The 15606-nt window shown below is 74.2% G+C and carries 15 protein-coding genes and 1 riboswitch; of the genes, 8 read left to right on the top strand and 7 right to left on the bottom strand.

Going from position 1 to position 15606, the window contains the following annotated elements:
* Positions 1-13: 13 nt before the first annotated feature.
* From AB0I49_RS32110 to thiO, 3 genes are all read right to left on the bottom strand, one after another.
* Positions 14-850, bottom strand: coding sequence for a thiazole synthase (locus AB0I49_RS32110; protein WP_363230672.1), 837 nt, complete (start codon positions 848-850; stop codon positions 14-16).
* 1 nt (position 851) lies between these two features.
* Complete coding sequence (gene thiS, locus AB0I49_RS32105; protein ID WP_363230671.1) at positions 852-1076, bottom strand: sulfur carrier protein ThiS; 225 nt, start codon at positions 1074-1076, stop codon at positions 852-854.
* Complete coding sequence (thiO, locus tag AB0I49_RS32100) at positions 1073-2266, bottom strand: glycine oxidase ThiO (RefSeq protein ID WP_363230670.1); 1194 nt, start codon at positions 2264-2266, stop codon at positions 1073-1075. Before thiO ends, thiS begins: the two co-directional genes overlap by 4 nt.
* A riboswitch (TPP riboswitch) is annotated at positions 2264-2376 on the bottom strand. It overlaps the preceding gene by 3 nt.
* 164 nt (positions 2377-2540) lie before the next feature.
* On the opposite strand from thiO, the gene AB0I49_RS32095 reads away from it, so the two are divergent.
* The 5 genes from AB0I49_RS32095 (at position 2541) to AB0I49_RS32075 (ending at position 7459) form a co-directional block, all read left to right on the top strand.
* A complete protein-coding gene (locus AB0I49_RS32095; RefSeq protein WP_363230669.1) occupies positions 2541-3770 on the top strand; it encodes an FAD-dependent oxidoreductase in 1230 nt (409 codons plus the stop codon).
* 296 nt (positions 3771-4066) lie between these two features.
* Positions 4067-4432, top strand: a complete 366-nt coding sequence (locus AB0I49_RS32090) for an Rv2175c family DNA-binding protein (RefSeq protein WP_363230668.1) — start codon at positions 4067-4069, stop codon at positions 4430-4432.
* Positions 4433-4613: 181 nt separating this feature from the next.
* On the top strand, positions 4614-5354 hold the full coding sequence (thiE, locus tag AB0I49_RS32085) for a thiamine phosphate synthase (protein WP_363230667.1): 741 nt from the start codon (positions 4614-4616) through the stop codon (positions 5352-5354).
* A 162-nt stretch (positions 5355-5516) separates the two neighbouring features.
* Positions 5517-6434 carry a methylenetetrahydrofolate reductase [NAD(P)H] gene (gene metF / locus AB0I49_RS32080; RefSeq protein WP_363230666.1) on the top strand — a complete coding sequence of 306 codons (918 nt, stop codon included), beginning with the start codon at positions 5517-5519 and terminating at the stop codon, positions 6432-6434.
* Between the two features lie 41 nt (positions 6435-6475).
* Positions 6476-7459 carry a hypothetical protein gene (locus AB0I49_RS32075; protein ID WP_363230665.1) on the top strand — a complete coding sequence of 328 codons (984 nt, stop codon included), beginning with the start codon at positions 6476-6478 and terminating at the stop codon, positions 7457-7459.
* Between the two features lie 105 nt (positions 7460-7564).
* Here the strand turns inward: AB0I49_RS32075 and AB0I49_RS32070 are convergent, their stop codons facing one another.
* The 4 genes from AB0I49_RS32070 to AB0I49_RS32055 all read right to left on the bottom strand — a co-directional run bounded on the left by AB0I49_RS32070 (position 7565) and on the right by AB0I49_RS32055 (position 13123).
* The gene (locus AB0I49_RS32070; protein WP_363230664.1) at positions 7565-9100 is read right to left on the bottom strand and encodes an NAD(P)/FAD-dependent oxidoreductase; all 1536 of its coding nucleotides are present in this window, start codon (positions 9098-9100) and stop codon (positions 7565-7567) included.
* Positions 9101-9541: 441 nt separating this feature from the next.
* Positions 9542-10195 carry a TetR family transcriptional regulator gene (locus AB0I49_RS32065; protein WP_363230663.1) on the bottom strand — a complete coding sequence of 218 codons (654 nt, stop codon included), beginning with the start codon at positions 10193-10195 and terminating at the stop codon, positions 9542-9544.
* Between the two features lie 35 nt (positions 10196-10230).
* Positions 10231-12360, bottom strand: coding sequence for a YhgE/Pip domain-containing protein (locus AB0I49_RS32060; RefSeq protein ID WP_363230662.1), 2130 nt, complete (start codon positions 12358-12360; stop codon positions 10231-10233).
* Positions 12332-13123: an ATP-binding cassette domain-containing protein gene (locus AB0I49_RS32055; RefSeq protein WP_363230740.1), complete on the bottom strand. Its 792-nt coding sequence runs from the start codon at positions 13121-13123 to the stop codon at positions 12332-12334. Before AB0I49_RS32055 ends, AB0I49_RS32060 begins: the two co-directional genes overlap by 29 nt.
* Positions 13124-13416: 293 nt before the next feature.
* Between AB0I49_RS32055 and AB0I49_RS32050 the strand changes: the two genes are divergently transcribed.
* The 3 genes from AB0I49_RS32050 to AB0I49_RS32040 all read left to right on the top strand — a co-directional run bounded on the left by AB0I49_RS32050 (position 13417) and on the right by AB0I49_RS32040 (position 15541).
* A complete protein-coding gene (locus tag AB0I49_RS32050; RefSeq protein WP_363230661.1) occupies positions 13417-13887 on the top strand; it encodes an SAV_6107 family HEPN domain-containing protein in 471 nt (156 codons plus the stop codon).
* Between the two features lie 247 nt (positions 13888-14134).
* Positions 14135-14899, top strand: a complete 765-nt coding sequence (locus AB0I49_RS32045; RefSeq protein ID WP_363230660.1) for a methyltransferase — start codon at positions 14135-14137, stop codon at positions 14897-14899.
* Between the two features lie 237 nt (positions 14900-15136).
* Positions 15137-15541 carry a DUF3040 domain-containing protein gene (locus AB0I49_RS32040; RefSeq protein WP_363230659.1) on the top strand — a complete coding sequence of 135 codons (405 nt, stop codon included), beginning with the start codon at positions 15137-15139 and terminating at the stop codon, positions 15539-15541.
* Positions 15542-15606: the final 65 nt, after the last annotated feature.

Genomic DNA, 15606 nt, shown 5'->3' with positions numbered 1-15606 from the left:
TCAGGCGGCCCGGTCAGAACGCCGGGCGCTCCGGGTCCAGCTCCGCCAGGCCCTCCATCGCCGAGGACGCCCGCGCGAAGTGCCGGCGCGGGATGCGGCCCGCGCGGAACGCCAGCCGGCCCGCCTCGACCGCGTGCCGCATGGCCGCCGCCATCAGCGCCGGCTCCTGCGCGCGGGTCACCGCCGAGGCGAGCATCACCGCCGCGCAGCCCAGCTCCATGGCGAGCGCGGCGTCGGAGGCGGTGCCCGCGCCCGCGTCCAGGATCACCGGGACGCCCGCGCGCTCGGTGATCAGCTGGAAGTTGTGCGGGTTGCGGATGCCCAGGCCGGAGCCGATGGGCGAGCCCAGCGGCATGATCGCGGCGCACCCCGCGTCCTCCAGCTTGCGGGCGAGCACGGGGTCGTCGTTGGTGTACGGCAGCACGGTGAAGCCGTCGTCGACGAGGGTCTCGGCGGCGTCCAGCAGCTCGATCGGATCGGGCAGCAGCGTGCGCTCGTCGGCGACCACTTCGAGCTTGACCCAGTCGGTGCCGAGCGCCTCGCGGGCCAGCCGCGCGGTGAGGACGGCCTCGCCCGCGGTGAAGCACCCCGCGGTGTTCGGCAGCACCCGGATGCCGAGCCGGGAGAGCACCGACAGCACCGAACCCCGCACGGTCGCGTCCAGGCGGCGCATCGCCACCGTGGTCAGCTCGGTGCCGGAGGCGAGCAGGGACCGCTCCAGCACGTCCAGGCTGGGCGCGCCGCCCGTACCCATGATCAGCCGGGAGCCGAAGGCGGCGCCGCCGATGGTCAGCGGGTCCCCGGCCGCTTCCGTCGCGGGGGCCCCTGGGAGGAACGCGGTGTCGGTCATGTCAGCCTCCCTGGACCGCGGTGAGGACCTCGACGCGGTCGCCGTCGCCGAGCGCGGTGGCCTGCCACTGGCCGCGCGGCACGACGCTCTCGTTGACGGCGGCGGCGACGCCGCTGTGCGCGGTGGTGAGCGTGGCCACCAGCCGGTCCAGGGTCAGATCGGCGGGGACCTCGCGGGGCTCGCCGTTGAGGGAGAGCCGGACGGAGGCGGGCGGGGAGGGCGTCATACGGACTGCTCCTGAGGTGCGGGGGCCTGGAAACGCTGCGGGGAGAAGGGCAGGGCCGCCGTCGGCAGCCCGTCGCCGGCCAGCGCCTCGGCCATCACATCGCCGGTGAACGGGGTCAGCAGGACGCCGTTGCGGTAGTGGCCGGTGGCCGTGAGGAGGCCGGGCAGGGCGGTCGGCCCGAGCAGCGGGGCGTTGTCGGGGGAGGCGGGGCGCAGCCCGGCACGGGTCTCGACGAGCGGCAGCTCCGTGATGCCGGGCACCAGCTCATGGGCGTCGCGCAGCAGCTCGTACACGCCGCCCGCGGTGACGGTGGTGTCCCAGCCCAGCTCCTCGGTGGTCGCGCCCAGGACCAGCTCGCCGTTCTCGCGCGGCACCAGGTAGACGGGGCCGCCGCGCACCACCGCCCGTACGGTCCGGGAGAGGAACGGCGCGTACGGGCCGGGCACGCGCAGCCGCAGGACCTGGCCCTTGACCGGGCGGACCGGGGGCACCACGTGCTCGGGCACGCCCGCGAGGAGCGCGCTGCGGCTGCCGGCCGCCAGCACCGTCCGGTCCGCGGCGACCCGGACGCCGTCGGAGAGCTCCGCGCCGGTCGCCCGGTCGGCCTCGACCGTCAGGCGCCGCGCCTCCGCACGGTGGAAGACCACTCCGGCGCGCTCGCAGGCCGTCAGCAGGGCGCGGGCTAGGCGCCGCGGGTCGGCCTGGTGGTCGCCGTCGACCCGCACACCGCCGCGCACGCCCGGCGCGAGCATCGGCTCCAGACGGCGGCACTCGCGCCCCGACAGCCACTGCGAGTCGAGCCCCGAGCGCTGCTGGAGCTCGTGCAGTTCCCGCAGGTGGGCGCGGTCGTCGGCGTCGAGGGCGACGGCGAGCGTGCCGCAGGCGCGGTAGCCGATCTCCTGCCCGCTCGCCTCCGTCAGCTCGGCCGCGAACGCCGGATAGCGGCGCGCGGAGGCCAGATTGATGGCCAGCAGGTCCTGCTCGCCGTAGTGCAGTTCGGTGACGGCGGCCAGCATCCCGGCCGCGACCTGCGCGGCGCCCCCGCCGGGCGCGGGGTCCGCGACGGCGGTGCGCAGCCCGCGCTGGGCCGCGCGCCAGGCGGTGACCAGGCCGATGACGCCGCCGCCGATGACGAGGACGTCACAGGAGGCCGTTCCCCGTCCCGGTGGCTTCGAAGAAGACGCGTGCATGGGCGTCCAGCCCCTCCCTTCGCCGGCATGACCCGGATCAGGTTCGTACGGTCGGAGGCCGTCCAGCCTCCCTCTCAGCCCGGTCCGTCCGGGCTCCCGCGAGTGCTCTACCCCGGTCACCCTAGTACGCGCCCCGAATCGGCCGAAAGGGAGCGTCCGATACGGGCCGGGGCCCGGCCGGGCGCGCAACCGGGCCGCCGCGGGCCCCGGTTGTGGTGGAGATCTCTCTGCGCGACGCTCCGGCCCAGCAGGCCCGCAGCCATACAGTGAGCTGGTGAGCGATCAGACGAATACCACCAGTGACCGGCGTCGCGTCGTGATCGTCGGCGCGGGCGTGGCCGGGGTACAGACCGCCGTCGCCCTCCGCGAACAGGGCTGGACGGGCGCGATCTCGCTGCTCGGCGCGGAGCCCCATCAGCCCTACGACCGACCGCCGCTCTCCAAGGCCGTGCTGCTCGGCAAGTCCGAGGGCTCCGCCTTCGAGGTGGACTTCGACTCCCTCGGCATCGACCTGCGGCTGGGCCGCGAGGTCACCGGGCTGCGGCCCGCCGAACGCGTCCTGGACACCGCCGACGGCCCCGAGCCCTACGACCGGCTCGTCATCGCCACCGGCGCCGAGCCCGTCGTCCTGCCCGGCAGCGAGGGCATCCCCGGCATCCACCTGCTGCGCACCCTGGACGACGCGGTCCGGCTGCGCCCGGTCCTCGCCGACCAGCACGACATCGTGGTGGTCGGGGCGGGCTGGATCGGCGCGGAGTTCGCGACCGCCGCCCGTGAGGCGGGCTGCAAGGTCACCGTCGTGGAGGCCGCGGACCGGCCGCTCGCGGGCGCCCTCCCCGCCGAGGTCGCCGCCCACATGGCGGGCTGGTACGCGGACTGCGGCGCCGAACTGCTCACCGGCGCCCGCGTCGTCTCCCTCTCCGAGGGCAGCGTGCTGCTGGACGACGGCACCCGGCTGACGGCCGGCGCGGTGGTCGTCGGCATCGGCGCGCGCCCGGCCACCGGCTGGCTGGCGGGCACCGGCATCGAGCTGGCCCCGGACCGGTCCGTGGTCACCGACGAGCGGCTGCGCACCAGCCTCCCGGACGTCTACGCGGTCGGCGACTGCGCCTCCTTCCCGTCCGCCCGCTACGCCGAGCGGCTGCTGGTGCACCACTGGGACAACGCGCTCCAGGGGCCGCGCACCGTCGCCGCCAACATCGCGCGCGGCGAGGCGGAAGGGCCGCTGTACGACCCGGTGCCGTACTTCTGGTCCGAGCAGTTCGGCCGGTTCGTGCAGTACGCGGGGCACCACGCCGCCGCCGACGAACTCCTGTGGCGCGGCGACCCCGGCACCGCCGCCTGGTCGGTGTGCTGGCTGCGCGAGGGCGTCCTGGTCGCGCTGCTCGCGGTCGGCCGCCCCCGCGACCTGGCCCAGGGCCGCAAGCTCATCGAGCGCGGCGCCCGGCTGGACCAGCGGCAGGCCGCCGACCCGTCGGTGCCGCTGAAGTCCGCGACGGTCTGAGGCCGTCCCGGTCCTGCGGACGCGACGGTCTGAGGCCGTCCCGGTCCCGCGGACGCGACGGTCTGAGGCCGTCCCGGTCCTGCGGTCGCGACGGTCTGAGGCCGTTCCGCCCGTGGGACCGCACCGCGTTTCGGGGCGGTACGCGCGCGTGGCCTCTGCCAGGGGGTACGCGCGCGTGTCCTGCCCCAGCGGGCACGCGCGCGTGGCGGTGCGCTGGGCCGGGGCGCGACACGGGCGCCGCGCGTCCCGAGACCTCCCGGCTACCGACTGTCAGTCCTAGATGGCAGGCTTGTCCCGTGACCGAGATTGACGCAAAGATCGATGCTCTCGTCCCCGCCTGGCTCAACCTGCCCGACATCGCCGAACGGCTCGGCGTCGAGGTGACGCGCGTCCGGCAGCTGGTCAAGGAAGGCCAGGTGATCGCGGTGCGCCGTGGCGAGAACAGGGTGCTCCAGGTGCCCGCCGACTTCATCGGCGACGCCAAGGTCGTCAAGGGCCTGGCCGGCACCCTGACGCTCCTGCGGGACGACGGCTTCAGCGATGTGGAGATGCTGGAGTGGCTCTTCACCCCCGACCCGACCCTGCCGGGGACCCCGGCGCAGGCCCTGCGCGAGAATCGCGGCACGGAGGTGAAGCGCCGGGCCCAGGCGCTCGCCGTCTGATGACGCCGGGGCCGGGCGACCGCCGCCCGATCCCGCCGAGCACGGCGCTCGCCGGCTGATCCGCCGTCCCTGGGCGGATCGGCCCACAGCCGCACATCCATCGCATGTCCAACCGTCCGGTGTACGGGCCGGGGCCCCGAGCCTCGGCCCGTACACCGCCGACCCGGGGGGAAACCGCCGCATGGCCGCCACAGGTGCCACAGCCGCCACCGATGCCGCAGGACTCGCGGGAGGCGCAGCGGGCTCAGCCGCCCCAGCGCCCGCCGGGGCGGGGGCGAGCGCGCGGGAGCGGCTCGCCGGCGCCCGGCTCTATCTGTGCACCGACGCGCGCAAGCGCCAGGGCGACCTGCCCGAGTTCCTCGACGCGGTGCTCTCCTCGGGCGTCGACATCGTCCAGCTGCGGGACAAGGGCATGGAGGCGGGGGAGGAGCTGGAGCACCTCGCGGTCTTCGCCGCCGCCGCCCGCCGCCACGGCAAGCTCGTCGCCGTCAACGACCGGGCGGACGTCGCGCACGCCATCGCCTCCGACGTGCTGCACCTGGGCCAGGGGGACCTGCCGGTGCCGGCCGCGCGGGCGATCCTCGGCCCGGACGCGCTGATCGGCCGCTCCACCCACGCCGAGTCCGAGGCCGCCGCCGCGGCCGTCGAGCCGGGCGTGGACTACTTCTGCACCGGACCCTGCTGGCCCACCCCGACCAAGCCGGGCCGGCACGCTCCGGGGCTGGCCCTGGTGCGCTACACCGCCGCGCTGGCGCCCGTACGGCCCTGGTTCGCGATCGGCGGCATCGACGCCTCGAACCTGGACGAGGTGCTGGAGGCCGGCGCCCGGCGGGTCGTCGTGGTGCGCGCCATCACGGAGGCCGACGATCCGGGGGCCGCCGCCGCGCGTCTCGCCGAGCGCGTCCGCGCATACGGAGCGTAATGGCGTGCGGGGGTGCGCGGCCGCCCCCGTGGACCCGGCGAGTGTCCGAGGGGTGGACACGATCGTGGCGGAAGCTCGGCCGAGGCGCGGCGAAAGCTCGCCGAAACGGTCATAGCGCGGGACAGGGTTGGGGGTCCGGCGGACCCCGGTTAACCTGCCCGTATGGCCCTTGGCACACCTTCCACCAGGACAGACCGCGCCCGTACGGTGCGTGACCTGCTCGCCTCCGGTGAGCGGTCCTACTCATTCGAGTTCATGGCCCCGAAGACCGAGAAGGGCGAGCGGACGCTGTGGAACGCCATCCGCCGAGTCGAGGCGGTCGCGCCGACGTTCGTCTCCGTGACCTACGGAGCGGGCGGCTCGTCCCGTGAGGGGACGGTGCGGGCCACCGAGCGGATCGCCACTGACACCACGCTCACCCCCGTCGCCCACCTCACCGCCGTCAACCACTCGCTGACGGAGCTGCGCAACGTCATCGGGCAGTACGCGGACGCGGGCATCCGCAACATGCTCGCCCTGCGCGGCGACCCGCCCGGCGACCCGCTCGGCGACTGGGTCCCGCATCCCGAAGGCGTCACCTACGCCGCCGAACTGGTGCGGCTCATCAAGGAGTCCGGCGACTTCTGCGTGGGCGTCGCGGCTTACCCCGAGATGCATCCGCGTTCCACCGACTGGGACACCGACATCCGGCATTTCGTGGACAAGTGCCGCGCCGGGGCGGACTTCGCCATCACACAGATGTTCTTCAACGCCGAGGACTACCTCCGGCTGCGGGACCGCGTCGCGGCCGCGAGTTGTGCGACACCGATCATTCCGGAGATCATGCCGGTCACGAACGTCCGGCAGATCGAGCGGTTCGCGCAGCTCAGCAATGCCGTGTTCCCGACGGAGTTGGCGAACCGGATCCTCGCGGTGAAGGACGATCCGGCCGCTGTACGCTCAATCGGTATCGAGTACGCCACGGAGCTGTGCGCCCGGCTGATGGCTGAGGACATCCCCGGACTCCACTTCATTACCCTGAACCACTCCACGGCGACGTTGGAAATCTACGAGAATCTGGGACTGCACCAGCGGTCCTGACGGCCTGTCCGGCGAGCGGCGGCCGCACGAGAGGGGCGTATATGGGCTGGGCGGTCCTCTACATCGCGTTCGGCGCCGTTGCTCTCTGGCTGCTGAGCGAGGTGCTGCTGCAGCACAAGGCGCGGCTGCGGTGGCGGCTGCTCGCCTTCTTCGGGTTCCTCGGCGTGGTCGTCGGAGTGATCATGCCGTCCGTGCCGGTGATCGCGGTGGGCGCCATCGCCTTCGCGGTCGGGCAGACCTATGTGACGCTCTCCTTCCGCCGCGGCTTCTCCGCGGGGTGGGCGATCGGCGGCAAGCCGACCGCCAGGAGGCGGCGCAAGTCCTCCCGGTCGGCTCCGCCCGCCGCCGAGCCCAAGCTCCAGGTCAGCGATGTCGAGGAGGGGCCGGCCGAGGCGGGAGCGGGCCCGGCCGCCGGAGGCAGGAGCGCCGACGGCGGCGCCGAGGCTCCGCCGGTGGAGCAGACCGCGCAGATGCCGCCCATCGCGCAGGCCGAGGACGCCTTTCCGGCGGAGCCGGCACGGGAGCCCGCGCCGGAGCCGGCGGGCCAGTACGGCGGCTACGACCAGAACGGCTACGCGACCGACCCCGCCGCGGGCTACGGGACGTACGACGCCTACGCCGGCTACACCCCCCAGGACGGCGGAACGGCTCAAGACCCCTACGCCGCCGGGCAGTTCGACTACGGCCAGCAGCAGTACGCCGCGTACTCCGACCCGTACATCGGCTCGGCCCAGCAGCCGTCCTACGACCAGTACGCGCCCTACGGGCAGCAGCACGACGGGGGCGGATACCCCGGCGGCTACACCCCCCAGGCGTACGGGCCCGACGGCTACCCCGTGCCGCAGCAGCAGTACGACGCCGACACCCCGCCCGGCGGCGTCTGGGTGCCCCAGCAGCGCGGCCTCGACCCCCAGCACCCGGACCAGCAGCAGCCCGCGCCCTACCCGTACGAGCAGCAGCCGGGCCCCGGCACGGGCCACGAGAGCGGCCACGGCACGGGCTACGACGAGCGGTACCGCTACTGACCGGCCGGGCCGCGGCCTCATGACGCGTGAGGGGTACGGGCGTTGAGCGGACGTGCCGGCGGTACGTACGCGCGCGTCCGGCGACCTCCGCCCGCGGCCGTCGCGCTACTGGGAGCCGCGCCAGTCGGCCCCGTCCACGATCAGTCCGGCCACCAGCGCGCCCGACATGCCCGCGTGCGCGAGTCCGCCGCCCGGGTGGGACCAGCCGCCCGCGAGATACAGCCCGGGTAGCCGCGTCGCGTTGCCCGGCCGCAGGAACGCGCCGTCCGCACCGGCCAGTACGGGCCCGGGAACGGCGCCGTCCGCCGCTCCCGTCTCGGCGGCGGTGTCCGCGGGCGTACGGACCTCGCGCCACAGCGCCCGCTCCCGCAGCCCCGGAACCGCCGCCTCGGCGACCGCCGCGATCCGGTCGGCGTATCTCTCGACGGCCTCGGCGTCCCGCCAGTCCACCGGCCCGCCGTGCGGGGCGACCGCCGCCGTCAGCGTGACGGCCTCGTGGCCGTCGTCCGGACGGGTGGTGGGGTCGTCCGGGCGCAGCACGGTTACCGTCGGCCGTTCGCAGGGGGTACGCGCCCCCTGACCGCCGTCTCCGAAGATCCCCGCCAACTCGGCCGCGCGGTCCGGGGAGTGGACCACCGTCCGGTGCGCGGCGCACTCGGGGCGCGCACCGCGCACCGCCAGGCAGACCGTGAACCGCCCGGCGCCCCGGCCGCCGTCCGCCGGCCGTACGTCCCCGTCCTGCCAGGGGCCCGCCTCGCCGAGCATCGGCGGCAGGAGTGCCGGATCGACGCCGCAGACCACGGAGTCCGCCTCCGCGACCGTCCCGTCCGCCAGCTCGACGCCCGCCGCCCGGCCGTCCTTCTCGACGATCCGCGTCACCTCCGCGCCGAAGGCGAACTCCACCTTCCGCGCGCGGCACCGCTCGTACAGCGCGTCGGCCAGCGCCCGCATCCCGCCGCGCACGTACCAACTGCCGAACGTCTGCTCCAGATAGGGCAGCGCCGTGGCGCTCGCGGGCGCGGTGCGGGGATCGAGGCCGTACGCCAGGGCGTAGCCCTCCAGGAGGGCGACGAGGCGCGGGTCCCTCAGCTCGCGCTTGGCGACGGACGCCAGCGTGGCCGGGCCGCCGTCCCGCCGGAACAGCCCGCGCTTGCGGGGCACGGGGTAGGGGTCGCGGCCCAGCACCTGCCAGTCCGCGCGCAGCGGCTCCTCCAGCAGCGGCCGGCGCGTCGCGTCCCACACCTCGCGCGCCCGGTTGACCAGGTCGCTCCACCGCTCGCCCGCGCCCCCGCCGGTCGCCTCGTCCAACGCCCGTACGACGCCCGCCCGCGAGGCGTTGGGCAGCGAGAGGACCGTGCCGTCCGCGAAGACGTGCCGGCTCGCCGGGTCGACCTGGGACAGCTCGACGCTCTGCTCCAGCGACTCCTTGCCGGTCTTGACGAACAGATCGCGGTAGACCGCCGGCAGGTGCAGCAGCCCCGGCCCCGTGTCGAAGGCGAACCCGTCACGGGCGAGCCGCCGCACGCCGCCGCCGTACGTGTCCCCGCGCTCGTACACCGCCACCCGGTGGCCCGCCACGGCCAGCCGGGCAGCGGCCGCCATCGCGCCCATCCCGGCGCCGATCACCGCAATCCTTGCCATGCCCGTGACTTTATCCGGTGCCACTGACAACGCCGGTCACGCGGGCGGGCCGCCCCCTGCGGCCCGCCTCGCCGCCGCTCTGCCCTCGGAGTGCTGCGCCCAGCAGAGACAGCTGCGGGCGCCCTCGGAGCGGCGGCTGTGGGGGTGAGCACTCAGGACTGAGTACACGTACTCAGACGATGAGATGAGTAGATGCACGGATGAGCCCCGACCTGCACGGAAGGGAAAGTAGTGACCACGGAAGGGACGCAGCGCCGAGACCGCCGACACGGGGCGGCGGAACCGGCGGGCGGCCCGGAAGGAAACGGTGGGGCACCACGGGGGAATCGCGGTGCTCTGCCGGGAACGGGGGTTCCACGGGGGAACGGGGGAACGCCGTGTTCCGGCGCGGGCCGAAGGGGGGATCGGTCCGCGCCGGAACAGCGTTGAAACAGCGGGCGGTTACCGGGGGCTGCCGCTGATCCGCCCCTGAAGCAGCCGGGACAGAGCCGCGTGCACATCCTCCAGGGAGCGCTCCGGCTGGAACGACTGCCAGTCCAGCGCGGCCACCAGCACCATCCCGAACAGCGCCGACGCCGTCAGCGGGATGTCGATCTCCTTGCTCAGCTCGCCGTCGGCCACCGCTTCCCGCAGCACCGACTCGATCACGGTTATCGCCTTCTGCCGCACCTGCATCAAGGTGGACTGCCAGGCGCGGTTGGTGCGCCACAGCTCGGCCACGTACAGCTGGGTGAGCGAGGGGTAGCGGGCGATGAAGCAGAGCCCGGCCCGGATCATGGCGTCCAGCGCGGCGACCCGGCTCCCGCCGCGGGCCGCCGTCTCGTCGGCGGCCCGCTGGAGCGAGGAGCTGAGCAGTTCGATGCCGTGCCGCAGCAACTCCTCGAACAGCACGCTCTTGCTGGCGAAGTTGTAGTAGACCGTGCCCTTCGCCACCCCCGCCCGCTCGGCGATCTCGTCCACCGTGGTGGAGGAGAACCCCTGCTCGGCGATGAGGGTCACGGCCGCCTCGAAGAGCCTTTGCCGGGTGGCCTGCCGGCGGGTGTCGCCCGGAGACCGGGGCCGCACCCTCCGGATTGCTGCAGCGCTGCTGTCCATGGTGCTGATTCTGCCTGGCGCCGCGGAGTGCCTGATCACAGGGACAGCTCCGGGTGCAGCCGGTGCACGGACCACACCTGTTTGCGGCGGGCCGTCCACGCCGTCAGCGCCAACGCGCCCACCGTGAAGGCCGCCAGCACGGCGCACGCCTGCCAGACCGGACCCAGCCCGCCGCCGGTGATCAGCCGGCGCAGCCCGTCGACGACATAGCTCATCGGCAGGAAGGGGTGGAGCGCGCCGAAGAACCCCGGACTGGTCTGCACGGGATAGGTGCCGCCCGCCGACGTCAACTGGAGCATCAGCAGCGCCAGTACGAGAATCCGGCCCGCCGGCCCGAACTGGGCGTTGAGCCACTGCACGACCGCGCAGAAGCACGCGGTGACCAGCAGCAGGAAGCCGAGCGTGCCCGCCGGCCGCACCATCTCCAGACCGAGACCCCAGTGCAGCACCGCCATCAGGGCGCCCACCTGGAGCACCCCGATCGCCGCGACGGGCAGCCAGCCGGCCAGCCCGATCCGCCAGGCGGCGGCGCCCGCGGCGAGCGCCCGCCGGTTGAGCGGCTGGATCAGCATGTACGCCACCATCGCGCCGACCCACAGGGACAGCGGGATGAAGTACGGGGCGAAACCGGTGCCGTAGTTGGGCGCCTTGTGCATCGCCTGGGACGCCAGCTTCACCGGATCGGCCATCACCTCGCTGCGCGCGTCCCGGTCCTTCTTGTCGTAGTCGGGGATCTTCCCGACCCCGTCGCGCAGCCCGTCGGCCAGCTCCGTGGAGCCGTCCGAGAGCTTGAACAGCCCGCCGCGCAGGGTGTCCGCGCCGCTGTGCAGCTTCCCGATGCCCGTATCGAGGTCCGCGGCGCCGTCCTTGGCGTCGCCCAGCCCCGAGTGGAGCCGCCCCGTGCCCGCGTGGATCTTCCCGGCGCCGTCGGACACCTTCCGGGCGCCGCTGTTGAGGGCGTTGATCTTGGAGACGGCGGTGTCGACGTCGGCCCCGAGGTGCGGCGCGTTGTCCGCCAGCCACACCGCCTTGCCGTGCCACTCGTCCAGGCTGTCGCCGAGCTCCTTGAGGCCCGCGGTGTTCTTCTTTACGAAGGCGTCGACGTCCTCCGCCACGTCCGCGGCGGTGCCGGCCGCGGCCACCGACGCCTTGAGCGCGGGGCAGGACGGATCGGGCGCGGGCGCGCCGGCCGCGCAGCGCCGCTCGTAGTCGGCGGTGAGCGTACGGGCGGCCTTACGAGCGTCCGCCGCGGCCTCGGCGGCGTCCGCCGGCAGCTTCCGCAGCGCGTCCCGCGCCGTGCGCGAGGCGTCGGCCACCAGCCGCGAGACGTCGCCGATCTCCTCGCCGTGCTTCTTGAGGAAGGGCCCTACGTCGTCGGCGAGTCTGTTCGCCCGGTCCGCGAGCTGCCGGGTGCCGTCCGCGACCTGCCCCGCCCCCTTGTGCAGGGTGCCGGTCGAGGCGTCGAGGACCCCTGCCCCCGAATACAGTTTCGCGACGCCGTCCTTGAGGGCGCCGCTGCCGCGCTGCGCGGTGGTGAGCCCCTTGGCGAGATCGCCGGCGCCCTGCTTCGCCCGGCCGATGCCGTCGCCGAGCCGGTCCGCGCCGTCCGCGGCCTGCTGCGTCTTGCCGTGCAGGTCGGAGAACGAGACGAAGATCTTGTCGTAGAACGACCGGGACGCCTTGGTGGACGCCGCGGCGCGCACCTCCGCGAACACCGTCCGGGAGATCTGCCCGACGATGTAGTTGTTGGAGTCGTTGGTACGGACCCGCAGCGCGCCGGTCTCCGGGGTCTTCCCGGAGCTGGAGGCGACCTGCGAGCTGAAGTCGCCGGGCACGGTCAGGGAGAGGTAGTACGTGCCGTCCGCGACGCCCTTGCGGGCCTCGGCGGCGCTCGTCTCGTGCCAGTCGAACGAGTCGCTGTGCCGCAGCCCCTTGACGATATCGTCGCCCGCCGTCAGCTCGCGGCCGTCCACGGTGGCGCCCTTGTCGGAGTTGACGAGGGCCACCGGGACCTTGTCGAGCCGCCCGTACGGGTCCCAGAAGGACCACAGGTAGAGCGCGCCGTACAGCAGCGGCAGCAGCATCAGGGCGGCGAGCGCGGCGCGCGGCAGCCTTCCCCTCCCGAACCGCTTGAGCTCAAGAGCGGCCAGTTTCGGCGAACGCATCGGCCGCCCCCTCCTCGTCCTCGGCTGCTTCCTCTGCTTTCTGTCCTTCCGATTCCGGCTCCGACCGGTCCGGCGGCTCCGATCGCTCCGACCGGGGCGCGGTCGATACGACGACCGCGTCCGGCGGGGCCTCGGAGCAGACCGTGAGCACGGTCGTGCCGCCCTCGGCGATGGAGCGCAGCAGCGCCCACGCCTCGGCGCGCTCCGCGGCCGACAGCTTCAGATCGGCGTCGTCGACCGCCAGCAGGCGCGGCCGGGAGATCAGCGCGAGCGCCACGGACAGCCGCAGCGCCTCCAGCCGCTCCAGGTCCCGTACGGCCGTACGCCCGCCCTTCACCAGCGCGGCCGGGTCGAGCCCCGCGCCGTGCAGCGCGGCGTCGATCCCGTCGCGCGCCTCGGCCGCGCGCTCGGCACGCGGCCGCAGCAGGGCGCGCAGCGAACCGCCGAACCGCCGCTGCAGCAGCGCGCGTTCCCGCAGGTGCTCGGCGACGGTCAGCGCGGGGTCGAGCTCGCTGACCCCCGGCACATGGGCGAGCGCGCTGATCCGCCGCACGGCCGGCATCTGGCGGGGGAGCACCAGACCGGCGACCTCCGCACGGCCCGCGGTGGGGCGCATACGTCCGGTGAGCGCGAGCAGGAGACAGGTGCGGCCCGAGCCGGAGGGCCCTTCGACGGCGACGAGCGAGCCCGGGTCCGCGGCGACGCGCACCTCGCGGAACGTCCAGCCGCGCGGCCCCTCGGCGCCGAACCCCTCCGCCGTGATCGACGCCCCGGCGGGGGCGCTCCCGGTCGGGGCGCTCCTGGGCGAGGCGCTCGTGGGCGGCGCGCTCCTGGACGGGGCGCTTCCGGGCGAGGTGCTGTTCACGGGCCCTCCCTCGAACTGACCGGTCAGTACAAAAAGTATGCCGCACTCTGATCTTGCTCCGTCAACTGGGGCTGGTTCAAGGGGTGTTCATGCAGGTCAGGGCCGATTGTCAGTGGTGTGCCCCACGATGGGCACATACGGCGGTCATGCGACTACCCAACGGGCCGCCACACGACGACAGGAGGTTCGTCATGGCCGGTATCGCGAGCGACGTCCACCCCGTGCTGCGCCGCGCCGCGGCCCCGCCCGCCGCGCTCGACCTGCTGACCCAGGCCCACCAGGGACTGGCTGAGGCCGCCGACCTCGAAGCCCCCAACGAGCGTTACGCCACCGCCCACCTCGCCGCCCTCCGCACCGCGGCCGCCGTGCTGGCCGTCCGCGGCCGGCCCGAGACCACGGCGCGGCGCCGGCGCCGGATCCGCAGTGCCTGGGAGGTGCTGCCCGAAGTCGCGCCGGAGCTGGCCGAATGGAGCGCGCTGTTCGCCTCGGGCGCCGAGCGCCGGGCCCGCGCGGAGGCGGACATACCCTCCGCGGCGAGCTGCCGCGACGCCGACGACCTGCTGCGCGACGCCGCCATGTTCCTGCGCCTGGTGGAGCGGATGCTGGTGCTCCAGCCCGCCCTGCCGCGGCAGGCGGCCGCCGAGCGGGACAAGGCGGGATGAGGGGCCGCGCCGTCTCCGGATCTGGGTCCGGCGCCATGTCCGGTGCTGTGTCGGGTGTCGTGTCCGGTGCCGTGCCCGATGCCATGTCCAGGGCGCGCGCCGGAGCGCGCGGGGCGGCACCGGCCGGGCCCGCCGTAGGCAATAGGCTGGGGATGACGCCGACGTCATCGATCGTCCATTCGTCTATCCGTCCTATCCGTCGCCGCCGCCGAGGCGGCGACGACACCGCGCCGAGGAGCCACCCGACGTGTCAGACCCGCAGCGCCCCCGCGCGTCCCTCCGCACCGCCGTGGTCTGGGACGTACTCGAAGACGCCCTGAACCGCAGGGGCAAGACCGCCGGGAGCGGCGCGGCGGGCGTCCTCGACGTGCTGGACACCGGCGGCGGCACCGGCAACTTCGCTGTGCCGGTCGCCCGGCTCGGCCACCGCGTCACCGTCGTCGACCCCAGCCCCAACGCGCTCTTCGCGCTGGAGCGCCGGGCCGCCGAGGCCGGGGTCGCCGATCGCGTGCGCGGCGTCCAGGGCGACGTCCACGGCCTCTTCGACGTCGTCGAGCGCGGCGGCTACGACGCGGTCCTGTGCCACGGCGTCCTGGAGTACGTGGACGATCCCGCCGAGGACCTGCGCAACGTCGTCGACGCGCTGCGCCCCGCCGGCACCCTCAGCCTGCTCGCCGCCGGGCTGGGCGGCGCTGTGCTCGCCCGCGCCCTCGCCGGCCACTTCACCGAGGCCCGGCAGGCGCTCACCGACCCGGCCGGACGCTGGGGCGACGGGGACCCCGTGCCGCACCGCTTCACCGCCGAGACGCTCTCCCAGCTGATCGGCGAGGCCGGGCTGGACGTCAGCGCGATACACGGCGTGCGCGTCTTCGCCGATCTGGTGCCCGGCGTGCTGGTCGACACCGAGCCCGGCGCGATGGATGCCCTGCTGCGCCTCGAAGCGGCGGTCGCCGAGCTCCCGGCCTTCCACTCCGTCGCCACCCAGCTGCACGTACTCGCCGAGCGAGGCTGACCGCACACCATCCGTCGCAGGCCACCCGATCAGCCGCTTCGCCCCGTATGATCGGGGTACACCGTCCGGCATGGCGGATCGGCGGGTGGGGAATGCACGTTCCGACAGCTTCGATTGTCACACCGGCAACGGTGGGTAATTGGCGCAGAGGGGCGGGTATCACGGGGGCGATTCCCTGCCTATCCTGAAAGGGTCGCACCCCGGTCGCCCCCCGCGACCGACGAGTAGGAGGACTCCGTGCCGCTCTCGGAGCACGAGCAGCGCATGCTCGAGCAGATGGAGCGAGCGCTGTACGCCGAAGATCCCAAATTCGCCACAGCGCTTGAGGGCAGCGGCCTGCGCACGTACACCCGGCGACGGGTCTACCAGGCGGTCGCGGGTTTTCTGGTGGGTATCGCGCTCCTCATGGCCGGAATGGTCGCCCAGCAGATCTGGATCAGTGTGGTGGGCTTCCTCGTCATGCTGGGGTGCGCGGTGCTCGCGGTCACGGGATGGCGCAAGGCGCCGAAACCGGGCGAGCAGCGTGCCGCGGGCGCCTCGGGCGGCCCCGCCGCCGCCCGCCGGCAGCCTCGTCAGCGCCGGTCCATGATGGGGCGCATCGAGGAGCGCTGGCAGCGCCGCCGCGACGAACAGGGCCACTGAGCCCCGGCATCTTCCGCACGGGCCTTCCTGGATCTCGGCGCCGCCGATGTCCTTCCAGCCGCTCC

The organism is Streptomyces sp. NPDC050617, from assembly GCF_040654795.1.
Taxonomy (GTDB): Bacteria; Actinomycetota; Actinomycetes; order Streptomycetales; family Streptomycetaceae; genus Streptomyces.
This window is presented reverse-complemented; position numbering and strand designations above follow the sequence as displayed.